The sequence below is a fragment of the uncultured Paracoccus sp. genome (genome assembly GCF_947487305.1).
In the GTDB taxonomy this organism is placed as follows: domain Bacteria; phylum Pseudomonadota; class Alphaproteobacteria; order Rhodobacterales; family Rhodobacteraceae; genus Paracoccus.
In genome coordinates, this window is the sequence record NZ_CANKWH010000001.1 from 306,051 (window position 1) to 327,876 (window position 21,826).

General features: G+C 65.5%; 21 protein-coding genes. 7 read left to right on the forward strand and 14 right to left on the reverse strand.

The features are described from left to right. Positions 1–9: 9 nt before the first annotated feature. Together Q1A36_RS01580 and Q1A36_RS01585 are read right to left on the reverse strand one after the other, a co-directional pair. A complete protein-coding gene (locus tag Q1A36_RS01580) occupies positions 10–1,146 on the reverse strand; it encodes a DUF2235 domain-containing protein (RefSeq protein WP_299838752.1) in 1,137 nt (378 codons plus the stop codon). Between the two features lie 69 nt (positions 1,147–1,215). After that, positions 1,216–2,370 (reverse strand): type III PLP-dependent enzyme, encoded by a 1,155-nt coding sequence (locus Q1A36_RS01585; RefSeq protein ID WP_299838754.1) that lies wholly within the window; start codon positions 2,368–2,370, stop codon positions 1,216–1,218. A 131-nt stretch (positions 2,371–2,501) separates the two neighbouring features. Between Q1A36_RS01585 and Q1A36_RS01590 the strand changes: the two genes are divergently transcribed. Beyond that, on the forward strand, positions 2,502–2,933 hold the full coding sequence (locus tag Q1A36_RS01590) for an Lrp/AsnC family transcriptional regulator (protein WP_101751127.1): 432 nt from the start codon (positions 2,502–2,504) through the stop codon (positions 2,931–2,933). A gap of 67 nt (positions 2,934–3,000) precedes the next feature. On the opposite strand, the gene Q1A36_RS01595 is transcribed toward Q1A36_RS01590, so the two are convergent. The 4 genes from Q1A36_RS01595 to Q1A36_RS01610 all read right to left on the reverse strand — a co-directional run bounded on the left by Q1A36_RS01595 (position 3,001) and on the right by Q1A36_RS01610 (position 7,488). Further along, entirely contained in the window at positions 3,001–4,716 is a 1,716-nt protein-coding gene (locus Q1A36_RS01595; protein WP_299838759.1) for a bifunctional sulfate adenylyltransferase/adenylylsulfate kinase, read from the reverse strand. A 278-nt stretch (positions 4,717–4,994) separates the two neighbouring features. After that, on the reverse strand, positions 4,995–5,579 hold the full coding sequence (gene purN, locus Q1A36_RS01600; protein WP_299838762.1) for a phosphoribosylglycinamide formyltransferase: 585 nt from the start codon (positions 5,577–5,579) through the stop codon (positions 4,995–4,997). Continuing rightward, positions 5,576–6,622, reverse strand: a complete 1,047-nt coding sequence (purM, locus tag Q1A36_RS01605; RefSeq protein ID WP_299838764.1) for a phosphoribosylformylglycinamidine cyclo-ligase — start codon at positions 6,620–6,622, stop codon at positions 5,576–5,578. The genes purN and purM overlap by 4 nt, the downstream gene beginning before the upstream one ends. A 113-nt stretch (positions 6,623–6,735) precedes the next feature. Next, entirely contained in the window at positions 6,736–7,488 is a 753-nt protein-coding gene (locus Q1A36_RS01610; RefSeq protein ID WP_299838767.1) for a DsbA family protein, read from the reverse strand. A gap of 206 nt (positions 7,489–7,694) precedes the next feature. Between Q1A36_RS01610 and Q1A36_RS01615 the strand changes: the two genes are divergently transcribed. After that, the gene (locus tag Q1A36_RS01615) at positions 7,695–8,831 is read left to right on the forward strand and encodes an aminotransferase class I/II-fold pyridoxal phosphate-dependent enzyme (protein ID WP_299838770.1); all 1,137 of its coding nucleotides are present in this window, start codon (positions 7,695–7,697) and stop codon (positions 8,829–8,831) included. Positions 8,832–8,836: 5 nt separating this feature from the next. Then, a complete protein-coding gene (locus Q1A36_RS01620) occupies positions 8,837–10,048 on the forward strand; it encodes an N-acetylmuramoyl-L-alanine amidase (RefSeq protein WP_299838773.1) in 1,212 nt (403 codons plus the stop codon). Here Q1A36_RS01620 and Q1A36_RS01625 read toward each other — a convergent pair. From Q1A36_RS01625 to Q1A36_RS01650, 6 genes are all read right to left on the reverse strand, one after another. Next, positions 10,038–10,700 (reverse strand): thiamine diphosphokinase, encoded by a 663-nt coding sequence (locus tag Q1A36_RS01625; protein WP_299838776.1) that lies wholly within the window; start codon positions 10,698–10,700, stop codon positions 10,038–10,040. The two genes, Q1A36_RS01620 and Q1A36_RS01625, sit on opposite strands and share 11 nt — an antisense overlap. After that, positions 10,697–10,909 (reverse strand): DUF2842 domain-containing protein, encoded by a 213-nt coding sequence (locus Q1A36_RS01630; protein WP_101751119.1) that lies wholly within the window; start codon positions 10,907–10,909, stop codon positions 10,697–10,699. Before Q1A36_RS01630 ends, Q1A36_RS01625 begins: the two co-directional genes overlap by 4 nt. Positions 10,910–10,913: 4 nt before the next feature. Next, the gene (locus tag Q1A36_RS01635; protein ID WP_299838779.1) at positions 10,914–12,206 is read right to left on the reverse strand and encodes an adenylosuccinate synthase; all 1,293 of its coding nucleotides are present in this window, start codon (positions 12,204–12,206) and stop codon (positions 10,914–10,916) included. Positions 12,207–12,301: 95 nt separating this feature from the next. Beyond that, a complete protein-coding gene (locus tag Q1A36_RS01640) occupies positions 12,302–12,664 on the reverse strand; it encodes a cell division protein ZapA (RefSeq protein WP_299838782.1) in 363 nt (120 codons plus the stop codon). After that, positions 12,665–13,327, reverse strand: coding sequence for a hypothetical protein (locus tag Q1A36_RS01645; protein ID WP_299838785.1), 663 nt, complete (start codon positions 13,325–13,327; stop codon positions 12,665–12,667). 118 nt (positions 13,328–13,445) lie between these two features. Then, the gene (locus Q1A36_RS01650; protein ID WP_299838787.1) at positions 13,446–15,143 is read right to left on the reverse strand and encodes a BCCT family transporter; all 1,698 of its coding nucleotides are present in this window, start codon (positions 15,141–15,143) and stop codon (positions 13,446–13,448) included. 214 nt (positions 15,144–15,357) lie between these two features. Between Q1A36_RS01650 and Q1A36_RS01655 the strand changes: the two genes are divergently transcribed. The 4 genes from Q1A36_RS01655 to hisH are packed head-to-tail and all read left to right on the forward strand — an operon-like array spanning position 15,358 to position 18,645. Further along, positions 15,358–16,014: a TrkA family potassium uptake protein gene (locus tag Q1A36_RS01655; RefSeq protein ID WP_101751115.1), complete on the forward strand. Its 657-nt coding sequence runs from the start codon at positions 15,358–15,360 to the stop codon at positions 16,012–16,014. After that, positions 16,011–17,366: a TrkH family potassium uptake protein gene (locus tag Q1A36_RS01660; RefSeq protein WP_299838791.1), complete on the forward strand. Its 1,356-nt coding sequence runs from the start codon at positions 16,011–16,013 to the stop codon at positions 17,364–17,366. Before Q1A36_RS01655 ends, Q1A36_RS01660 begins: the two co-directional genes overlap by 4 nt. A 47-nt stretch (positions 17,367–17,413) precedes the next feature. Next, a complete protein-coding gene (hisB, locus tag Q1A36_RS01665; protein WP_299838794.1) occupies positions 17,414–18,001 on the forward strand; it encodes an imidazoleglycerol-phosphate dehydratase HisB in 588 nt (195 codons plus the stop codon). After that, a complete protein-coding gene (gene hisH / locus Q1A36_RS01670; protein ID WP_299838797.1) occupies positions 18,001–18,645 on the forward strand; it encodes an imidazole glycerol phosphate synthase subunit HisH in 645 nt (214 codons plus the stop codon). Before hisB ends, hisH begins: the two co-directional genes overlap by 1 nt. Positions 18,646–18,745: 100 nt before the next feature. Here the strand turns inward: hisH and Q1A36_RS01675 are convergent, their stop codons facing one another. Together Q1A36_RS01675 and Q1A36_RS01680 are read right to left on the reverse strand one after the other, a co-directional pair. Further along, entirely contained in the window at positions 18,746–20,104 is a 1,359-nt protein-coding gene (locus Q1A36_RS01675; RefSeq protein WP_299838799.1) for a P-loop NTPase fold protein, read from the reverse strand. 136 nt (positions 20,105–20,240) lie between these two features. Then, entirely contained in the window at positions 20,241–21,770 is a 1,530-nt protein-coding gene (locus Q1A36_RS01680; RefSeq protein ID WP_299838802.1) for a Ppx/GppA family phosphatase, read from the reverse strand. Between the last annotated feature and the right edge of the window lie 56 nt (positions 21,771–21,826).

The window sequence follows — 21,826 nt, forward strand, 5'->3', positions numbered from 1 at the left end:
TCGCGTATTTCAGGCCGGCTTGCCCTCATCCATCGACGGCAGGTCCGGAAGCACCGGCAACTCCACGCTCTCGGGCGTGGCGCGGCGCAGGCGGCGGCGTTTGGGCGCGGCGAACTGGGCCAGATGCCGGGTCAGGATCGCCGGGCCGGGATAGGGCAGCGGCACCGAGGGGTGCAGCGTCTCGGTCGCCTCGCGGCCGGCCAGACGCGGTGCGCGGGCGAGGAAGGCCTTGCCCCAGCGCCGCCAGTTGCCGATCGAGGGCGCAGTGGCATCAGTGGGGAAATGCCGCCGCCAGCCATCGGGAAGCGGCAGGCCCACGGCCTCGGCCCGTTCCATCATCCAGACGAGCGGGATATTGGCCAGTGGCCGGGCGAACTCCAGCCCCGACAATTGCCCGCCGATATCGGCATGGGCCCCCTTGAACCAGACCTGTTCGATCCGCCCGGCATCGCTGGCATCGTCCCAGAGGATCGGCGCGAAGGCCGCCCGGGTTTCATCCAGCGCCAGCGCCTGAAAGCCGAAATCGACATGCGCGCCCAGATGCGCGTCGTGGAACCGGTGGCGCGGCTCGCTGAGCATCCACAGCATCGGCAGGCGTATGCCAAGCGCCATCACCGTGTCGAAACAGCCGACCATGCGGATCTGCACATGGTCATGGCAGCGGCTGCGCCGGAACGCCTCGAGCGATTGCGGATTGCCGCCGCCCTGGTAATAGCGCCAGGCCAACCGGATATGCCGCTCGGTCGCGTGGCGGTCGCGCAGAAGGCCGATCCGCCCGATCATTCCCGCAAGGCTGCGCACGGCGAATGCCCCACGCGAATAGCCCAGCAGATAGACGGAATCGCCCGGCGCATAGCCCGAGGCCAGCCAGCCATAGGCTTGGGTGATGCGCAGCTCCATCCCGCGTCCCGACGCCAGTTCCGGCAGCATCCGCCAATTGTCCAGCTGCTGCCCGGCGGCGTAATGCAGTCGCAATCGGCCCGCATCGGCGGGCAGATGCCCCAGCCGGCCGCGCAGGGCGGCATAGATGCGGCCGATCGCGCTGCGGCGACCTTCGGTCAGGGACGCGAAGGTGCCGTCGATCAGGATGACATGGGTGACGGGGGGCCGTCTGGGGGCAAGCGGTTGGGGGGCAAGGGGTTGCACGGGGGACACTCGGAAAGCTGGACTGAATGGTCAACAAATCCAGCGTAACACGAGTCGGTCAAAAATCTATCACGCGAGTGACATTACCGTTGCGTGACTCATCAGACCGAAGCCGTTGAAGCGCGTATTCGTCACCGTCGAATAGGCACCGATGCCGTGGACGATGACGTAATCGCCTTCTGCGATATCCTCGGGCAAAGTCAGCTCGCCCGGCAGGCGATCGACCGAATCACAGGTCGGGCCGAAGATCACCCGGCTCTGCGGTTCGCCCTCGCGCGGCTTGCCCTGCGGGGTCAGCACCTGCAGCCGGTCGATATTGCCGATGATCGGCAGTTCCGCCAGCCCGCCATAGACGCCATCGTTCAGGAAGACGCTGCTGCCATCGCGCAGCGCCTTCACCCGGGTGATCAGCGCATAGGCATCGGCGCAAAGGCCCCGGCCCGGCTCGCAGACGAGATCGGGGCGGTCGTCGCCAAAGGTCTCGGCGACGGTCTCGCCGATCTCGGTGAAGATCGCCTCCAGGTCGGGCTCGACGCCCACGACGCGATGCGAAGGGAAGCCGCCACCGACATTCAGCCGCTTGGCCTTGACGCCCGCCATTTCGCAGATCTCGCCCGCCACCCGGATATAGCTTTCCCAAGCAATCGGGTCGGTGCATTGCGTGCCCGGATGGAAGGTCAGCGAGGGGGTATAGCCGCGCGCCGCGACCGCCGCCAGCAGCTCGGCCGCCAGTTCCGGCGTGGCGCCGAATTTCGAGCCGAAGTCATAGGCCGCGCCCAGCACCGGCAACTTGAAGCGGGGCGAGATCTCGACCGGGCCGTGATCGGTTTCGGTCGGCACGCGGGCGAAAAGCTTGTCCAGTTCGGACTGGCTGTCGACCGACCAGGCGCGGATGCCGGCCTTCACCGCATGGTCGATCTCCCATCCGGCGCGGACCGGGTTGTGGTAATGCCGCGCGGCGGCGGGGGACATCCGGCCGATCAGGTCGATCTCGAAGGGCGAGGCCACGTCGAAACCCTTGATCCCTGCCGCCAGCAGGTTCTGAATCACCACCTCTTCGGGGTTCGACTTGACCGCATAGGTCACCAGCCCGGGAAAGCCCGCGACGAAGCGCCGGGCGGTCTCCTGTAGGGCCGACGGCGCGAAGGCCATCACCGGGTGATCCGGCTTCATGTGCCGGATGATGTCGGCGGGATTATCCCAGACGGTCTTGTTCTGTCCCATTGGTGGCCTTTCCTTCTGTTCGTCCCGCAACCAAGAATGGCGCATATAGGTTCCGATTTCACCGATGAATATGGTAGAATTGTGTCACGCTTCGGTTATTTTGACGAACCACCCAGCAGACTGAGGGATTCATGGACGATCTGGACCGAAGCATCATCACCCAGCTGTCGCAGGACGCGCGCATCTCGGTCGCGGTGCTGTCGCGGCGGCTGAAAGTGGCGCGTTCGACCGTCCAGGCGCGGCTGGAACGGCTGGAAAGTTCGGGCGCCATCGCCGGCTATACCGTGCGCTTGGGCGAATCGGCCCGTGCCACCCGCATCCGCGCCACGGTGCTTCTGGTGATCGAACCGCGCTCGCTGGCGGCGATCCTCGCCCGGCTGAAGACCCTGCCCGAGGTCGAGCGCATCCACACCACCAGCGGCCGCGTCGATCTGGCGCTGCAACTGGCCGCACCCTCGACCAGCGCGCTGGATGACGTGCTGGACCGGATCGGCGGGTTCGACGGGGTGCGGTCCTCGGAAAGCCTGATTCATCTCTCGACCAAACTCGACCGGGCGGTCTGAGGCCCGGATAGGGACGGCCCCGCCCGGAGGGGCGAGGCCGCGTTCATTCTGTGGCTGAAGCCGACGGTCAGCGCAGACCGATCAGGCCCATGTTTTCCAGCGTCAGCAGCACCTGGTGCGCGGCATTGTCCACGTCGATCTCGGTGGTATCGACGCGCAGCTCGGGCTTCTGCGGTTCTTCATAGGGGTCCGAGATCCCGGTGAATTCCTTGATCTTGCCCTCGCGCGCCAGCTTGTAGAGACCCTTGCGGTCACGGCGCTCGCATTCCTCGATCGGGGTCGAGACATGCACCTCGCAGAAGGCGCCATACTGCTCGACCATCTCGCGCACGGCGCGGCGGGTCGCGGTATAGGGCGCGATCGGGGCACAGATGGCGATGCCGCCATTCTTGGTGATCTCGGAGGCGACATAGCCGATGCGCTTGATGTTGATGTCGCGGTGCTCCTTCGAGAAGCCCAGCTCGCTCGACAGGTGTTTGCGCACCACGTCGCCATCGAGCAGCGTCACCGGACGGCCGCCCATTTCCATCAGCTTGACCATCAGCGCGTTGGCGACGGTCGACTTGCCCGAGCCCGAGAGGCCGGTGAAGAACACGGTGAAGCCCTGGCGCGCACGCGGCGGCGAGGTGCGGCGCAGCTGAGTGACGACCTCGGGGAAGCTGAACCATTCGGGGATGTCCAGACCCTCGCGCAGACGGCGGCGCAGTTCGGTGCCGCTGATATCCAGCACGGTGCCGCCCTCGGGGACTTCGTTCACCGGGTAATATTGCGCCTTTTCCTGCACATAGACCATGTGCTTGAAGTCGACCATCTGGACGCCGATTTCGTCCTCGTGCTTCTTGAACAGCTCTTGCGCGTCATAGGGGCCGTAGAAATCGACGCCCTGGCTGTTCTTGCCCGGACCGGCATGGTCGCGGCCGACGATGAAATGGGTGGCACCGTGGTTGCGGCGGATGATGCCGTGCCAGACCGCCTCGCGCGGGCCGGCCATGCGCATGGCGAGGTTCAGAAGCGACAGCGAGGTGGTGGCCGCCGGATACTTGTCCAGCACCGCCTCGTAGCAGCGGACGCGGGTGAAATGGTCCACGTCGCCGGGCTTGGTCATGCCGACGACCGGGTGGATCAGCAGGTTGGCCTGCGCCTCGCGCGCGGCGCGGAAGGTCAGTTCCTGGTGGGCGCGGTGCAGCGGGTTGCGGGTCTGGAACACCACGACCTTGCGCCAGCCGAGCTTCTTGAACTGGGCGCGCAATTCGTTCGGCGTGTCGCGGCGGCCGCGGAAATCGTAATGCGTCGGCGCCTGCAGGCCCTTCACCGGGCCACCGAGATAGACCGGGCCGGCCACGTTGTGCAGGTAGTTGATCGCCGGATGGGCCAGGTCATCGGCACCGGCGCCAAAGACCTTTTCGGCCTCGAGTTTCTTGTTCGGCACCCATTTGTCGGTGACGGACATGATCGCGAGGATGACGCCTTCCTGATCGCGCAGCGCGATGTCGGTGCCGGGCTCCAGCCCCTCGGCGAATTTCTCGCTGACATCGAGGTTGATCGGCATCGGCCAGAGCGAACCGTCGCTCAGCCGCATGTCGTTCACGACGCCGTTGTAATCGGCCTCGGTCAGAAAGCCTTTCAGCGGGTAGAAGCCGCCGTTCATCAGCAGCTCGAGGTCGCAGATCTGGCGCGGGGTCAGATCCCAGCTGGGCATGTTGCCCGCCTCGTCCTTCAGCGCCGCGGCGGCATCGGGCGAGACATAGAGTTCGGGAATCGGGGCTTGGTTGGCTTGGGTCATGGTTGCGCTCGGATCATCCAGAGAAATCGGCAGGCGCCAGAGGGGCGCGGGATCGCGGCGGACCTATACCCGTCGGGTCTGACAATCAACCAAGCGCGGCGTGAATCCGCCGTCCATTGCTGCGTTGCAGCATGATCCGGGAAGAATGGCTGAACCGGGTCTTGGGCCTTTCGGGTGGACCGGGTTCCATGCCGCCCGGCCTCCATGCGTCAATCATTTGCGCAGGCCGTCGATTTGCAGAACGGGATTTTTTTCTGTCCGCGCGAGACTGGGCAACGTCAGAGAAGGACCGGCCTGCGATCGCCCGCGGCAAAACGGCGCAGCACCTCGGGGTAAAGCCGGTGTTCCTGAACCAGCACCCGCGCGGCAAGGCTGTCGGGCGTGTCGCCCGGCAGCACCGGCACCCGCGCCTGCCCGAGGATCGGCCCGGCATCGAGATCGGCGGTGACCTCGTGCACCGTCGCGCCCGCCTCGGCATCGCCGGCCTCGATGGCGCGGGCATGGGTGTGCAGGCCCGGGTATTTCGGCAGAAGCGAGGGGTGGATGTTCAGCATCCGGCCCGTGAAGCGGCGGGTGAAATCCGGCGTCAGGATGCGCATGAAGCCGGCAAGGCAGATGATGTCGGGCTCGGCGGCCAAGAGCGGCTCAAGCAGCGCGGCCTCGAATTCGGCCCGGCTGGCGAAGGCGCGGTGATCGATGGCAACGGTCGGCACGCCCTGCGCGGCGGCCTTGGCCAGACCGCTGGCAGCGGGATCGTTCGAGCCGACCAGCACCGGCCGCGCCGGATGATCGCCCACCATGCTGTCCAACAGGCGCAGCATGTTCGAGCCGCCACCCGAGATCAGGATGGCGACACGTTTCACGCCAGCGTGCCGGAATAGCGCACGCCGCGCCCCTCGGTCACGGTGCCAAGGCGATGGACCGTCTCGCCCTCGGTCTCGAGCAGCGTGGTCAGCGCATCGGCGCGGTCGGCGTCGACCGACAGGATCATGCCGATGCCCGAGTTGAAGGTCTTCAGCATCTCGGCCTCGGAAATGCCGCCCGACTTCTGCAGCCAGCGGAAGACCGGCGGCAGCGTCCACGCGCCCAGATCGATCTCGGCGCCAAGGTCTTTCGGCAGCACGCGCGGCAGGTTCTCGGTGATGCCGCCGCCGGTGATATGGGCCGCCGCATGAACGCCGCCGGCGCGGATCGCCGACAGCACCGGCTTGACGTAAAGCCGGGTCGGCACCAGGAGACCGCGCCCCAGCGTGCCCTCGCCGAAGGGGCTGGGCGAATCCCAGTCCATCCCCGCCGCCTCGGCCACGTGCCGGACCAGCGAGAAGCCGTTCGAATGCACCCCGTCCGAGGCGAGGCCCAGCAGCACATCGCCATCGACGACGCCGGCGGGCAGGACCGAGCCCCGCTCCATCGCGCCGACGGCAAAGCCGGCGAGGTCGAAATCGCCCTTGGCATACATGCCGGGCATTTCCGCCGTCTCGCCGCCGATCAGCGCGCAGCCCGAGCCGGCACAGCCCTTGGCGATGCCCTCGATCACCCGCGCGCCCTCATCGACCGACAGCTTGCCGGTGGCGAAATAGTCGAGGAAGAACAGGGGTTCCGCGCCCTGGCAGACCAGGTCATTGACGCACATGGCCACGAGGTCGATGCCGACGCCGTCCAGATGGCCGGTATCGATGGCGATGCGCAGCTTGGTGCCGACGCCATCGGTCGCGGCGACCAGAACCGGGTCCTGAAAGCCCGCCGCGCGCGGATCGAACAGCGCGCCGAAGCCGCCAAGGCCATCGACGACCCCCGGCCGCTGCGTCGAGGCCGCCGCCGGCTTGATCCGCTCGACCAGCGCATTGCCGGCATCGATGTCGACGCCAGCCTCGGCATAGGTCAGACCGTTGGGTTTATCGCTCATGTCGCCGCCCTCGCTTGGATGGCGTCCCCATAGCGGAAGCCGGCGGGCGGGGCAACGGATTGTCGGAGCCCATTCCCGGCCCCATGGTCAGGGACCGGGTTGCGGGCCGCGCCCTAGCCCTCGTCGGCAGCCATCTTGGCGCGGATCTCGGCCACTGTGGCGGTGAGACCGGCCTGCGGAACGCCGCGCAGAAGCTCGTCGCCGATCACGAAGGTCGGCGTGCCCTGAATGGCCATCTTCTCGCCCAGCTGGCGATTGGCGCGCAGCACCTCGCTGACCGCGTCGGAATTCATCGCCGCCAGCACCTTTTCCGCGTCAACGCCGATATCCTCGGCCACCTTGGTCAGCGCCTCCAGCGTCGCGCCGCTGCGCAGCGTGATCAGCTCTTCATGCGCCTTCACATAGGCCTCGTCGCCGGCGATCTGCTTTACCGCCACGGCAAAGCGGGCCGAGGTGTCGCTGTCCTGGCCGAGGATCGGGAAGTCCTTCACGATGAAGCGGATATTGCCATCGGCCTCGACCAGGTCCTGAACCTCCTGATCGAACTGCCGGCAGACGCCGCAGCGATAGTCGATGAACTCGACCACGGTCAGGTCGCCCTCGGGATTGCCGCCGACCCAGCTGTGGCCGTCCTCGAACAGCTCGTCCTTGAACTGGCTGACCAGCAGCTTGTCATTCTGGGCCGAATCCGCCGCCCGGCGTTCCTCGAGCACGTTGATCGACTCGATCAGCACCTCGGGATTGGCCATCAGGTAGTCGCGCACGGCGACGCCGAAGGCCGCCTTCTCGTCCTCGGTCATGGCGCTGATGTCAAAGGCCATGACCGGCGTGGCGGTCAGCATGAGGGCGGCGATCAGGCGTTTCATCGGGCATCCTTTTTTCGTGTCGCGACAGCATAACCCCGGGGACCGCGAAGACAAGGACACGGCTGTGTGATCGCGCGGGCATCACCGCTTCTTTCTCGTCCAAATATCCATGCTGCCCGCGCCGTCCTCGCGGACCGAAAAGGGTGGAGCCGCCGCGCCGCCCGCGCTAGAACACCGGGCAAACCAAGAGACCGAAGGTCGGGCAGATGAGACAGTCGCAACGCGGGCAGGTGGACCCGTTCATCGTCATGGACGTGATGGAGGCCGCGCGCCGGGCAGAGGCCGCCGGGCGCAGCATCATCCATATGGAGGTGGGCCAGCCCGGCACCCCTGCCCCCGCCGGCGCCCGCGCGGCGCTGGCACGCGCGCTGGAACAGCCGCTCGGCTATACCGTGGCGCTTGGCCTGCCGGAACTGCGGCAGGGCATCGCCGCGCTCTACCGGCGCTGGTATGGGGTTGATCTCGATCCGGCGCGGGTGGTGGTGACGCCGGGCTCTTCGGGGGCCTTCATCCTCGCCTTCTCGGCGCTTTTCGATGCCGGCGACCGGGTGGCGCTGGGGGCGCCGGGCTATCCCAGCTATCGCCAGATCATGCGGGCCATGTCGCTGCAGCCGGTGGGCATTCCAACCACGCTGGAGAACCGCTTCCAGCCCCGCCCCGAGGATATTCCAGAGGGTGTGCAGGGGCTGATGCTGGCCTCGCCCGGCAATCCCTCGGGCACCATGCTGACGCTGGACCAGCTGCGCGGGTTGATCGGCACGGCACAGGCGCAGGGGACGGCGGTGATCTCGGACGAGATCTATCACGGGCTTTCCTATGGCGAGCGCGCGCATTCGGCGCTGGAGGTCAGCGATGATGTCTTCGTCATCAATTCCTTCAGCAAGTATTTCAGCATGACCGGCTGGCGCGTCGGCTGGATGGTGGTGCCTGACAGCCATCTGCGCACGGTCGAGCGGCTGGCGCAGAACCTGTTCATCTGCCCGCCCCATGCCAGCCAGGTCGCGGCGCTGGCGGCGCTGGACTGCACCGGGGAGGCCGATGCCAATCTTGCCACCTATGCCGAGAACCGCCGGCTGATGCTGGAAGGTCTGACCAAGGCCGGGTTCGACCGCATCGCGCCGCCCGACGGGGCTTTCTATATCTATGCCGATGTCTCGGCCCTGACCGATGACAGCGTGGCTTTCGCCGCCGAGATCCTCGACAAGGCCGGGGTCGCCGTCACCCCCGGCGTCGATTTCGATGCCGAGCGTGGCCGGACCATGCTGCGCTTTTCCTATGCGCGTTCGACGCCAGAGATTGCCGAGGGGCTGGCGCGACTGCAGCGCTTCATGGCGGCGCGGTGAGGCTGATGCTGCGCATCGCGGCGCTGCTGCTGGCGCTCTCTGCCCCCCTTGCCGCCACGGCGCAGGATCAGGCCCGGCTGGATCTGGGCGCCTCGGCCCTGACTGCCGAGGGGCGCGACCGGGGACGGCCGCGACCGATGGAACTGCGCCTGACGCTCAGCGAGCCGGTGCCCTACCGGGTCTTCCTGCTCGATGGCCCGCCGCGGCTGGTCGTGGACATGAAGGGCTTCGATTTCGGTGAGGCCCAGCCCCAGCAACTGTTCGGCGCCGATCTGGTGCCGGCGATCCGCTGGGGCCGGTTCCAGCGCGGCTGGTCGCGGCTGGTCGCGGAACTGCCCGGCCCCTATGCGGTGACGCAAAGCGCGCTCTCGACCAAGGCGATGCAGCCGGTGCTGAGCGTCGCGCTGAAGCCCGTCAAGCAGGAGGACTTCCGCCCCCGCGCCAGCGCCGCCGCCGCCCTGCGCAACCTGCCCGAGCCGGTGGCGCCCGCAGAAAAGCCCGAGGCGATCGCGGATGACCGGCTGATCGTCGCCATTGATCCCGGTCACGGCGGCATCGATCCGGGCGCGCTGGCCGATGGTCATTCCGAAGCCGATATCGTGTTGACCGTTGCCCTGGCCGCCAAGACGGCGCTGGAGCGCATCGGCATCGGCGTGGTGCTGACCCGCAGCGATGACAGCTTCATGGGGCTGGAATCGCGGATGACGGCGGCGCGGCTGGCCGGGGCCGACCTGTTTCTGTCTCTGCACGCAGATGCCCTGCCCGAGGGCGAGGCGGCGGGCGCGGCGATCTATACCTGGGATGAGACCGCCAATGACGCGGCGGCGCAGATCCTCGCGCAGCGGCACGAGCGCGACGACCTGCTGGCGGGCATGGACCTGACCGGCACGGATGACGCACTGGCCGGCGTGCTGATGGATCTGGCCCGCACCGAGACCCAGCCCCGCTCCGAGAATTTCGCCAAGTTCCTTGCCTCGCGCATGGCGCTGGCCGGGATCGAGATGCACCGCCGCCCGGTCAAGGGCGCGCGCTTCTCGGTGCTGAAATCGCCCGACATTCCCTCGGCTCTCTTGGAACTGGGTTTCCTCACCGATGCCACCGATCGCCAGCAGCTGACCGACCCGATCTGGCGCGGAAAGATGGTCAATGCGCTGGTCGCGGCGATCAATGGCTGGGCGCGGGACGAGGGTGCGCGGGCGGTGCTGCTCAGGCAGTAAACCCAAGGCCCGAAAGCGCCGCCGCCAGCCCGGCGCGGGGCAGCATCACCAGCATCGGCCCCGCCATGGTCAGGCGCACCGGCCCCGTAACCCGGTTCGATGTGCCGCTGGCGCCAGCCGGTGCAAAATCCAGCCCGTCGATCGGCCATTCGAGGCCGAGGCTGGTGCCGCGCGACGGCCCCATCGGAAACAGCGACAGGCGCGAGCCGATGGGCAGGTCCAGCGACAGCACGGGCGGACAGAGAAACACCACATCCTCGGCGGCGATCAGGATGACATTCGGCGCGGGCAGCCGCGCCATCACGTTCAGCGCCGCCAGCGTGTGATCCAGCCGCCGCCCGGCGAAACCCACGGCGATGACGAAGGGGGCCGCGATCCGGGTCAGGCATTTCTCGAAATCGGTGCTGTCCTGTTCGGCGACGCGGTAGAGCGCCCCGGGCGGCAGCAGGTCGCGCGCCGCCTCGGACAGGCTGTCGAAATCCCCGATCACCGCCGATGGGCGATGGCCCAGTTCCAGCGCCTCGTCGGCGCCGCTATCGGCAGCGACCAGCAAGGGCGCGAGCGCCAGCGCCTGTTCCAGATCGCGCCCCGACACGGCGCCGCCCCCGATCAGGGTGACGCCGCCCGCCGAGGTCACGACCGGCGCGGTCACTCGCCCTTCCCGATGCCGGAAAAGATGCGCTTGAAGGGCAGGATCCAGATGATGCCCAAGACCACGATCACCAGCAGCTCGACCAGAATCGGCAGGCGGCCATAGCGGTCGCCCAGCCAGCCGAGGATCATCCAGGCGATGGCGATATAGCCCGGCAGGCCGATCACCAAGAGCAACAGCGACAGGCGCTTGCGGGTCTTCAGGTCCATGGGATCAATCCGCGAAGGGATCGGTCACAAGGATGGTGTCGTCGCGTTCGGGGCTGGTGGACAGCATGGCGACCGGGCACTGGATCAGTTCCTCGATCCGGCGCACATATTTGATCGCCTCGGCCGGCAGATCGGCCCAGCTGCGCGCCCCGGCGGTCGATTCCGACCAGCCCGGCATTTCCTCGTAGATCGGCGTCACCTTGGCCTGCACCGCCGCGGCGGTGGGCAGATAGTCTACACGCTCGCCGTCGATCTCGTAGCCGACGCAGATCTTCAGCGTCTCGAAGCCGTCCAGCACGTCGAGCTTGGTCAACGCGATGCCGTTCACACCCGAAATGGCGCAGGTCTGGCGCACCAGCACCGCATCGAACCAGCCGCAGCGGCGCTTCCTGCCCGTGACGGTGCCGAATTCGCGCCCGCGCTCGCCAAGGCGCTGGCCATCCTCGTCGTCGAGTTCGGTCGGGAACGGCCCCTCGCCCACGCGGGTGGTATAGGCCTTGACGATGCCAAGGACGAAACCGATGGCGCCCGGCCCCATGCCGGTGCCGGTGGCGGCCTGACCGGCGATGACGTTCGAGGAGGTGACATAGGGATAGGTGCCGAAATCGATGTCGAGCAGCGACCCCTGTGCGCCTTCGAACAGTATCCGCTTGCCCGCGCGGCGGGCTTCGTTCAGCACCTTCCAGACCGGGGCGGCGTATTTCAGGATTTCCGGGGCGATCTCGCGCAGGCTCTGCAGCACCGCCTCGCGGTCGATCGGCTCCATCCCCAGACCGGCGCGCAGCGCGTTGTGATGGACCAGCGCGCGGTCGACGCGCAGTTGCAGCGTGTCGTCATCGGCCAGATCGGCGACGCGCACCACGCGGCGGCCGACCTTGTCCTCGTAGCAGGGGCCGATGCCCCGGCCGGTGGTGCCGATGCGGGCGACGCTGTTCTGGGCTTCGCGCGCCCGGTCAAGTTCGCCGTGGAAGGGCATGATCAGCGGGGTGTTTTCCGCCACCATCAGGTTCTCGGGATTGATCTCGACGCCCTGCTCGCGGATGGCGGTGATTTCCTTGACCAGGTGCCAGGGGTCCAGCACCACGCCGTTGCCAATGACGCTCAGCTTGCCGCCGCGCACCACGCCCGAGGGCAGCGCGTTCAGCTTGTAGACCTCGCCGTTGACGACCAGCGTATGGCCGGCATTATGGCCGCCCTGAAACCGCGCGATCACGTCGGCGCGTTCGCTCAGCCAGTCGACGATCTTGCCCTTGCCCTCGTCGCCCCATTGCGCGCCGACCACCACCACATTGGCCATCAGATGCCCCTTTCGGTCCGTTTTTACGGATGAGGCAATAGAGGATCGCGGGCGGGGATGAAAGCGGCGATTTCGACGCGCAGCCTAGCGGTGTCTCAGTCGACCAGCCGGTCCTCGAGCTGTTCAGCCAGCGATTCCGCCCGTGCGGCCAGTTCGGCCATGGCCTCTTTCAGGTCGGCGGGAATCACCGGCACCTCGACCTTGGCCGGGTTCGACTGCAGCCGCGCCAATTGCTTTTCGGCCTTCTCGGCCCGGTCTTCCAGCACCGAGAACTTGTCGGCCAGCATCAGCCCCGCCAGCAACAGCAGCCGCTGTTCCGGCATACGCCCGGCCTGTTCCAGGATCACCTGCGCCTCGGCATCCAGAAGTGCTGCGGCCCGGCGCAGCAGCTTTTCCTCGCCCGGCTGGCTGGCAAGGCGATAGTCCTTGTGCCCGATGGAGAAATCGACTTCGGCCATTTACCTGCCCCTGCTTTCTGCGTCGTCCAGATCGTCGTCCTCGGCCAGCTCGTCCCCGTCCTCGCCATAGACGGCGTCGAAACCGGGATCGCGCTCGCGGGTCAGTTCCGGCACCCCGCCCTCGTCGCCGAAGCTGACGATCTCTGCGGCGCGCGCGGCAGCGGCGGGGCCGGCGACATCGGCGGCGAAGGGGGCGTCCGAGGCGGCGGAATCCGACAGCATCCGCTGCAACTCGGCCATGATCTCGGCGATCTGGGCGATCTCGGCGGCACGGGCGGCGCGCAGCGCCTCGATCTCGGCCTCCAGCGCCACGGCCACGGCCTCGACCCCGTCGGTGTCGCCTGCCATCGCCTCGATCAGCCCGCGATTGGCGGCGACCAGTTCCTCGTTCGCCTGCGACAGCCGCGCGGCATGGTCGGCCAGATCGATCAGCCGGCCATCGTCCTGCCCGTCGAGATCGGACGGCGATTGCGGCGGCTGGCGCATCGCCTCGAGCGCGGCCTGCAAGCGGTCATTATCGGCCAGCGCCTGGTCCAGCCGGGCCTGCAGCGCGGGGTCCGCGCCGCCCTGACCGGCCTGTCGCGGCGCGGCGGTTTCCAGAAGATAATCCATTCGGTCAAGCGCAGCAGCCAGACGGCGCTCGCTGGCCTTGATATCACTCATCACCTAAATCCTTGAGGCTGTCGCAGACAGGGCGTCATGCGACTTTCTGGCATCCCCGGGCACATAAAACAAGAACGGGCGGGGTTTCCCGCCCGTTCTTTTGGTCCTTTCGACAGGTTCAGGCGGTTTCGCGCCGTTCCGCCGCAAGTCCCTTGAAGATCGCCCAGACCGCGCCCAGAAGCACGATGGTGAAGGGAAACCCGGTGGAAACCGCCATCGCCTGCAGCGCCGTCAGCCCGCCGCCCAGCAAGAGCGCAATGGCGACCAGACCCTCGAAACTGCACCAGAACACCCGCTGCGGCACCGGGGCGTTGATCTTGCCGCCGGCAGAGATGGTGTCGATCACCAGCGAACCGGAATCCGAGGAGGTGACGAAGAAGACGATCACCAGGATGATGCCGATGAAGCTGCTGATCTGCGACAGCGGCAGCTGTTCCAGCATCGAGAAGAGCTTCAGCTCCAGCGGCGCCTCGGTGATGCCGGCAAAGCCGCCAAGCGTCAACGAGATGGCGGTGCCGCCAAGCGCGGTCATCCACAACACGCAGACCAGCGACGGCACGATCAGCACCGCGATCAGGAATTGCCGCACCGTCCGGCCGCGCGAGACGCGGGCGATGAACATGCCGACGAAGGGTGACCAGCTGATCCACCAGGCCCAGTAGAAGGCGGTCCAGCCCTGGCGGAAGTTGTCATCCGTGCGCCCGAAGGGATTGGACAGCGGGATGATGTCGACCGCATAGGCGCGCAGGTTGCCGAAGAAGCCGGTCAGGATCGACCAGGTCGGCCCGACGGCGATGACGAAGACGAGCAGCAGGATCGCCAGCGCCATGTTGGCCTCGGACAGAAGCTTCACCCCCTTCTCGACCCCGGCCACGACCGAAATGGTGGCGATCAGCGTGATCAGCACGATCAGGATGATCTTGGTGCTGAGGCTGGCTTCGATGCCGAAGAGATGGCTCAGCCCCGCCGTCGCCTGTTCGGCCCCGAGGCCAAGCGAGGTGGCGAGCCCGAAGATCGTGGCAAAGACCGCGAGAATGTCGATGACATGCCCGGGCCAGCCCCAGATCCGGTCGCCGAAGATCGGGTAGAAGACCGAGCGCATCGTCAGCGGCAGGCCCTTGTTATAGGAGAAAAGCGCCAGCGACAGCGCCAGCACCGCGTAGATCGCCCAGGGGTGCAGACCCCAGTGGAAGATCGTCGCAGCCATGCCAAGGCGGCGCGCGCCAAGCTCGTCCCCGGTCGCGCCCGCAAGCGGTGCCCAATCTGTGCGCACCCCGTCCTCGACCACCGGCCCGGCCAGCGCGGCATCGAAATGCCCCATCGGCTCGGCCACGCCGTAGAACATCAGCCCGATGCCCATCCCGGCGGCAAACAGCATCGCGAACCAGCCCGACAGGCTGAAATCCGGCGTCGCCTCGGGCCCGCCAAGACGAACGCTGCCATAGGGCGAGACGATCAGGATCAGGCAGGTCAGCACGAAGATGTTGCCCGCCGTCAGGAAGAACCAGTCGAGATTGCCGGTCAGCGCATCGCGCAGGCCGGTGAAGACCGGCTCGAGCGAGCTGGCGAACAGCATGGTCACGACGGTGAAGATCAGGATCGCACTCGCCGAAATGACAAAGACCGGGTTGTGGATGTCGTAGGGAATGCCACCGCGGTTCTGGATATTGTCCTGCCCGATCTCGTAATCGGTCTCGATGATTTCGGTTGCGCCCTCGGGCTCGGGGATCGCTTCGACCTCGGGGGGTGCAGTCTCTTGCCCCTCGGTGATGCGATCATCCGCATCGTCGGGCCGTGGATCGGCGGGATTGTTCATTCCGTCCCTTTCCTTTGTTGGTTTTCATGGTCATCCGGCGGATTTCCGCCGGGGGCGAGAAACCTGCCACATCCTGTCCAGAATGGCCACCCACCCGCCCGGCGTGGCGAGTTTCGCGACGAATCCGGGGCCTGATGCGACCAATGCGCGCCCCGCCTTGACCCTTCCGGGCGCCCCTGCGCAGTATCCGCCCACCGAAAAGGAGCCGGGACACATGAGTCGCGAGAACCGCAATTTCGTCGTCGTCGGACTGGGCAGCTTCGGCAGTGTGGTCGCGGCGGAACTGGCGCGCTTCGGCAACCGCGTCCTTGGCATCGACAATGACGAGCGGCGGGTGTCGGCCATGGCCGAAACCCTGTCGAGCGTCGTGATCCTGGATGCCACCGACGAGGGCGCGCTTCGCGAGGCGGGTGCCTATCAGTACGATGTCGCGCTGGTCTCGATCGGCAATGATCTCGAGGCCAGCATCCTTGCGGCGATGAACCTGCGGCTGATCGGGGTCGAGACCATCTGGGCCAAGGCCGAGAACCGCACCCAGCACCGGATCCTGTCCAAGATCGGCGTCGACCGGGTGATCCTGCCGGCGCTGGAGATGGGCCGGCACACGGCGCAGATGCTGAACAACCCGGCGGTTCAGGATTACGTCGCGCTTGGCAATGGCTTCAGCGTGGTGAACCTGCTGATCCCGAAACGGCTGGCCGGCAAGGCCATCGGCGATCTCGCCATCGGCGAGGGCGTGCGGGTGCTTGGCGTCATGCGCGGCACCGAGTATTTCAGCGGTCAGGACGAGGGCTATCTGCTGAAAGAGGCCGACCGCATGTTGCTCTTGGGCAAGCGGCCCGAGCTGACGGCCTTCGGCGACCGGCTGTGACACGCTTCCCCCGCCTGACCCGGCGCGGCTTCCAGCGCTGGCTCGGCCGCACCCCGCCGACGGCGGTTCTGGCCACCGGCTATCTTGCCCTGATCCTGCTGGGCGGCCTGCTGCTGATGCTGCCCATTGCCACCACGCGGCCGATCACGCTGCTGGACGCGCTTTTCACCTCGACCTCGGCGGTGACAGTAACCGGGCTTGGCGTCATCGATTCCGAACTGACCCTGACCTTCTGGGGGCAGCTCATCGTCATGCTGCTGATCCAGCTGGGCGGGCTGGGGCTGATGACCTTCGCCGTGCTGGTCTTCTCGGCGCTTGGCATGTCCATCGGCGTGGCGCAGAGCCACTACCTGCGCGAGGATCTGAAGCAGACCTCATATGAAAGCCTGTCGCGGCTGACCTATACCATCCTGCGCATCGTGCTCTTGGCCGAGGTCGCGGGCGCGATGCTGCTGTGCCTGACCTTCGTGCCGAAATACGGGTTCGAGATGGGCGTCTGGCACGCCATCTTCCACTCGGTCTCGGCCTTCAACAATGCCGGTTTCTCGACCTTCTCGCCGGGGCTGGTGGCCTATGCCACCGATCCGATCATCAATGTCGTGCTGCCGGCCTTGTGGATCACCGGCGGCATCGGCTACCTTGTCACCTCCGAGATCGCCCGGCGCAAGTTCTGGCAGGGCTATAGCCTGCACACGCGGCTGATGCTCGTGGGCACGGCGGTGCTGATCGTCCTGGGCGTCGGGCTGACGGCGGTGCTGGAATGGAACAACCCCGAGACGCTGGGGCAGTTCGACAGCTGGATCGCGCGCATGACCGTCGCCTGGTTCCAGGGCGTTGTGCCGCGCACCGCCGGTTTCAACACCGTGCCCATTGGCGAATTGCACGAGTCGACCTCGCTGCTCTACATGGCGCTGATGATCATCGGCGCCGGCCCGACCTCGACGGCGGGCGGGCTGAAGGTCACGACGATCATGGTGCTGTTCCTCGCCACACTGGCCTTCTTTCGCCGCCGCACCCATGTCTGGGCCTTCGGCCGCTCGGTCGGGCTCGAGGAGGTGCTGAAGGTCATGGCGCTGATCGCGCTGTCCGCCGTGCTGATGTTCAGCGCCATCTTCATCCTGATGATGACCGAGACGGCGGATTTCCTCGACATCAGCTTCGAGGTCGCCAGCGCCTTCGGCACCACCGGGCTGTCGCGCGGGGTCACGCCCGAACTGAGCGAGTTCGGCCGCGTCGTCATCATGGTGGTGATGTTCCTTGGGCGGGTCGGGCCGCTGACGCTTGGCGTCTTCCTTGCCACCAGCGTACCGTCCCGCGTGCGTTATCCGCAGGGACAACTGCATCTTGGCTGACCGCCCTGCCCGGCCTATAACCGCCGCGACAGTCGAAGGATCAGCCGATGCGCAGCGCCACCATCACCCGCAACACCGCCGAAACCCGGATCGAGGTCAGTGTGAACCTCGACGGCAGCGGGGTCTATGACAACCAGACCGGCGTCGGCTTCTTCGACCACATGCTGGACCAGCTGTCGCGGCATTCGCTGATCGACCTGACCGTGCGGGCCGAGGGCGACCTGCATATCGACGATCACCACACGGTCGAGGATGTGGGCATCGCCATCGGCCAGGCGCTGACCCGGGCCCTTGGCGACAAGCGCGGCATCCGCCGCTATGGGTCCTTCCTGCTCGCCATGGATGACAGCCTCGTGCGGGCAGCGCTGGACCTGTCGGCGCGGCCCTTTTTGGTCTGGAATGTCGATTTCCCGACCCAGAAGATCGGCACGTTCGACACCGAGCTGGTGCGCGAATTCTTCCAGGCGCTCAGCACGCATGGCGGCATCACCCTGCATGTCGATCGGCTCCACGGGCTGAACAGCCACCACATCGCCGAGGCCGCGTTCAAGGCGGTGGCCCGCGCCCTGCGCGAGGCGGTCGAGCCCGATCCGCGCATGGCCGGCATCCTGCCCTCGACCAAGGGGGCGCTGTGATGCGGGTGGCGCTGGTCGATTACGACAGCGGCAACCTGCATTCGGCGGAAAAGGCGTTCCAGCTGATGGGCCGCGAGGCCGGCGCCGAGGTGGTCGTCACCTCGGACCCCGGGGTGGTGGCCCGCGCCGACCGGATCGTCCTGCCGGGCGACGGCGCCTTTCCCGCCTGCCGGGCGGCGCTGAACGCCGTCGACGGCATGACCGAGGCGCTGCGGGACGCGGTGCTGGCGCGCGGCGTGCCCTTCATGGGTATCTGCGTGGGGATGCAGATGCTGGCCGATCTCGGCCATGAATACCGCCCGACCGAAGGGCTGGGCTGGATCGGGGGCGAGGTGGTGGCCATCGACACGGCGGAAACCCGCGCCGCCGGGCTGAAAGTCCCGCATATGGGCTGGAACGACCTCGTCATCGACCACCCCCACCCGGTTCTGGAGGGCATCACCACCGGCGATCACGCCTATTTCGTCCACAGCTGGCAGTTCCAGGTGCGGAACCCCGCCGAGCGCCTGGCCCATGCGGGTTATGGCAGCGCGGTGACGGCGGTGGTCGGGCGGGACAATATCGTGGGCACGCAGTTCCACCCCGAGAAGTCGCAGGGGGTGGGGTTGCGGATGATCGGGAATTTTCTGGGGTGGAGGGTGTGAGGGGGTAGGCGGAGGGAAGCATCTTGCACCAACCCTCTGCCGATTGTGAGAAGCCTGAAAAGATCGACCGCACTAGGCCGAAAAAGGTGCACAACTGAGATCAAACTCTAAAGACGTCCACCCAGTCCTTCTGAATATTGAAAGGTATCTTCCGGTGGCTTTGCGGACGTCCAAAACTGTCAAACCGACTTCCGATATCATCCTTCCATGACGGGAGGCGATCGTCGTCAAGAGCGGATTCCGGCCCACACGCATAAATAGTTGTTACCAACCAAAGGGTTAACCCATGGTCGTATTCAGGGTTATAATTACCATCAATTCTCTCCGCGGTCTTAACCGCAGAGGCTCCAAGGAATTCACTTATTTCATCGATAGATGCGCTTGACGAAACAAGTTTCCTATGAAGCTTCGGATCAACGACAGAACTTGCAAGAAGAACGCAAAGAATGTCAATAAAGCCCTCTTTATACCTTCCCTCTAATACTGACGTTGGAAGAATTGCTATTTTAGATAATATTTTTCCGACGTCTCTCAGTGACATCTCATTGCGCGCGGCCACATACAACATTAGGTTGGCGCAGCGTTCTGATAGCGCCCTTGGAAGATCCATATCAGATATCAATTGAGCAGCGTACCGCGCCACAGTGCTCTCATCGCCTCTAGGTCCCATGAGGCGCGGAAGAGAGAACGATATGTTGATGAATTTCCTCAAATAGCTCTCGGCATCTACGTCAGTACCGTACCTTGCTTTCACACTATTTTCGAGAGCTGCACCATTAATGCCAAGTACGAAATGAACTCTTGGGACCGAAAAGAAATGTTTTATTATTTCCAATACCGATAGCGCGTAGTCTGGGCGACAACGGTCCAACTCATCGATAACTACAATGATGGGAGCATCTTGATCTTGAGTCAATTTGACCAATAAATCTTTGAACGCCTCGATTGCGCTTCTACGTTCTTTCTCAAAGTCCCACAAATTTCTTGTGGCGTCTTTCGCTTCAGAACTCACCGAGTCGACGAGCACGTCACCAAGTTCTTCGAGATGCTGTTTGGCACCGAATGTTGCGAGAGACAGAGCTATCCCGAAGGTCGGTTTGGCAATCTTGGTTGCTACCGCTTTCCACTTCCTGATCGTCGACTGCTGTTTCGCCGGAATGCGGTCGCTCACCGCCCCAATAATTGATACAAGGGGATCTGAAACATAATCATTTTCAAATGCATCAAAATATACTGTTGTCGCGGAACCGTTGTTCTCTTTTTTATGCGCCGCGCACCATCTTTTTAGGAAGTAAGTTTTTCCATTCCCCCACTTATCATCGAGAGCAATAACAACAGGATTTTCTAGCCTCTCCACGAGGCCGGAAAGCTGCTTTGATAGGGGTGCGCGCCCCAGTATATCATCCTCAAATCCAGTTTCATAAAGAACACAGTCAGCATCCTGTGGGAACAGCTTCATATATCATACTCATATTAACCCCCGACCAACAGGCTACGGTAAGAACCAACCGACGCCTGTGGAAGGCTAAATTAATCTATCCATAATCTATCAATAGTAGGTCGTCCCCCTACCGTACCTAGGAAGCCACCCCCCCTCACACCACCACCGCCTCAACCTCCATCGACTTGCACAGTGACTCGAACCGCGACCTTGCCACTTCGCCGAACAGCGCCTGCCCCACCCGGGTCAGCTTCAGCTCCAGCGCCTTCGGCCGCAGTGTCAAGGTCCCCGCGCTGTTCGGGTCCTTGACCGAGAACATGGCGCCGAAGCGCATGGCCTTGCCGAGGATTTCGGCATCCTTGGTCTCGCGCTCGGTCAGCAGCGCGAAAAGCGGCGTCATCGGAGAATCCTCGCGGCTGTTCTTGTAGCGGTGCAGCAGGGCGAGGCCGAGGAAGATGCGTTCGGGGTGGGACAGCGCGGCCATGTTGGCGCGGGTGACGTTGTCGAAACAGGCCTCGGCGCGGTAGTCGGGATGGGCGCGCCAGGTGGTGTCGTGCAAAAGGCAGGCAGCGCGGATCAGCCGGTCGCGCTCGGGCGTGACGCCGGCGAACAAAGGTTCGAGGAACTTGTAGAGCTTCTTGCCGAAGCCGGGGGTGCGGGCCATCTGCCGCTCGGTGAAGCGCGCGGCCTCGATCAGCGGGTCGCGCTTGCGCAGGGTCTTCGACATATGCTCGTAAAGCAGGCCCTCGCGGATGCCATAGCTGCTGACGGCCAGTTCCTTGGGCTTGAAGGTCAGGACCAGCTGGCGCAGCACCTGCGCGGCCAGCGGCACCAGTTCCATCCGCGCGGTGCCGATGCCCACCAGCTTGCGCAGATGCTCGATGTCGTTCTCCTCGATCCATTTCACGGTGTCCTGCACCGCCGCGGGGCCCATGCGGTATTCGTGCAGCACGGTCATCGGGTAGTGCGTGCGCTCGATATCCAGCCGCGCGATGGCCCGCCACGAGCCGCCGACCAGATAGATGCGGTCGTGATCGGTGCCAACTTGCGCCGCCAGTTCCTCCATCACCGCCTTGATATGGGCGCGCAACCCATCCTTGCCGCCCTTGACCTGCTGCAACCGGAAGGGGCCCAGCTGCGAGGTGGCGCGCTTGCCGACCTTGCCATCCTTCAGCACCGCCAGTTCCATCGAGTTGCCGCCGATGTCGCAGACGAGGCCGCTTGCATCGGGCCAGCCCAGCAGCACCCCCTGCGCCGAGAGCCGCGCCTCTTCCTGGCCGTCGATGACCCAGAGCTTCAGCCCCAGTTCCTCCTCGACGCGCTTCTGGAAGGCCGGGCCATCCTCGGCATCGCGCACGGCGGCGGTGGCAACGCAGGTCAGGGGCTTCACGCCCATGCCCTCGGCCAGCGCGGCAAAGCGTTTCAGCGCCGAAAACCCGCGCTCGACCCCCTGCGGGTTCAGCTTGCCGGTGGCGGCCATGTCCTGCCCCAGACCGGCCATGACCTTCTCGTTGTAGAAATAGGCCGGGCTGCGCGCCGCACCCTCGAACACCACCAGGCGGATCGAGTTCGAGCCGACATCGACCACGCCCACGCGGCTGAGTGCCCGGGCAGAATCGTCGGTGAAGATCGAATCGCCCCAGGGCTCGATCTTCTTGCCAGCAGTCGTCAGAACCCCGTTCATCGCCTGTCTCCTTCTGGCCGTCCGGCCAAGCGCGCCGGGTTTGCCATGTGTAGATG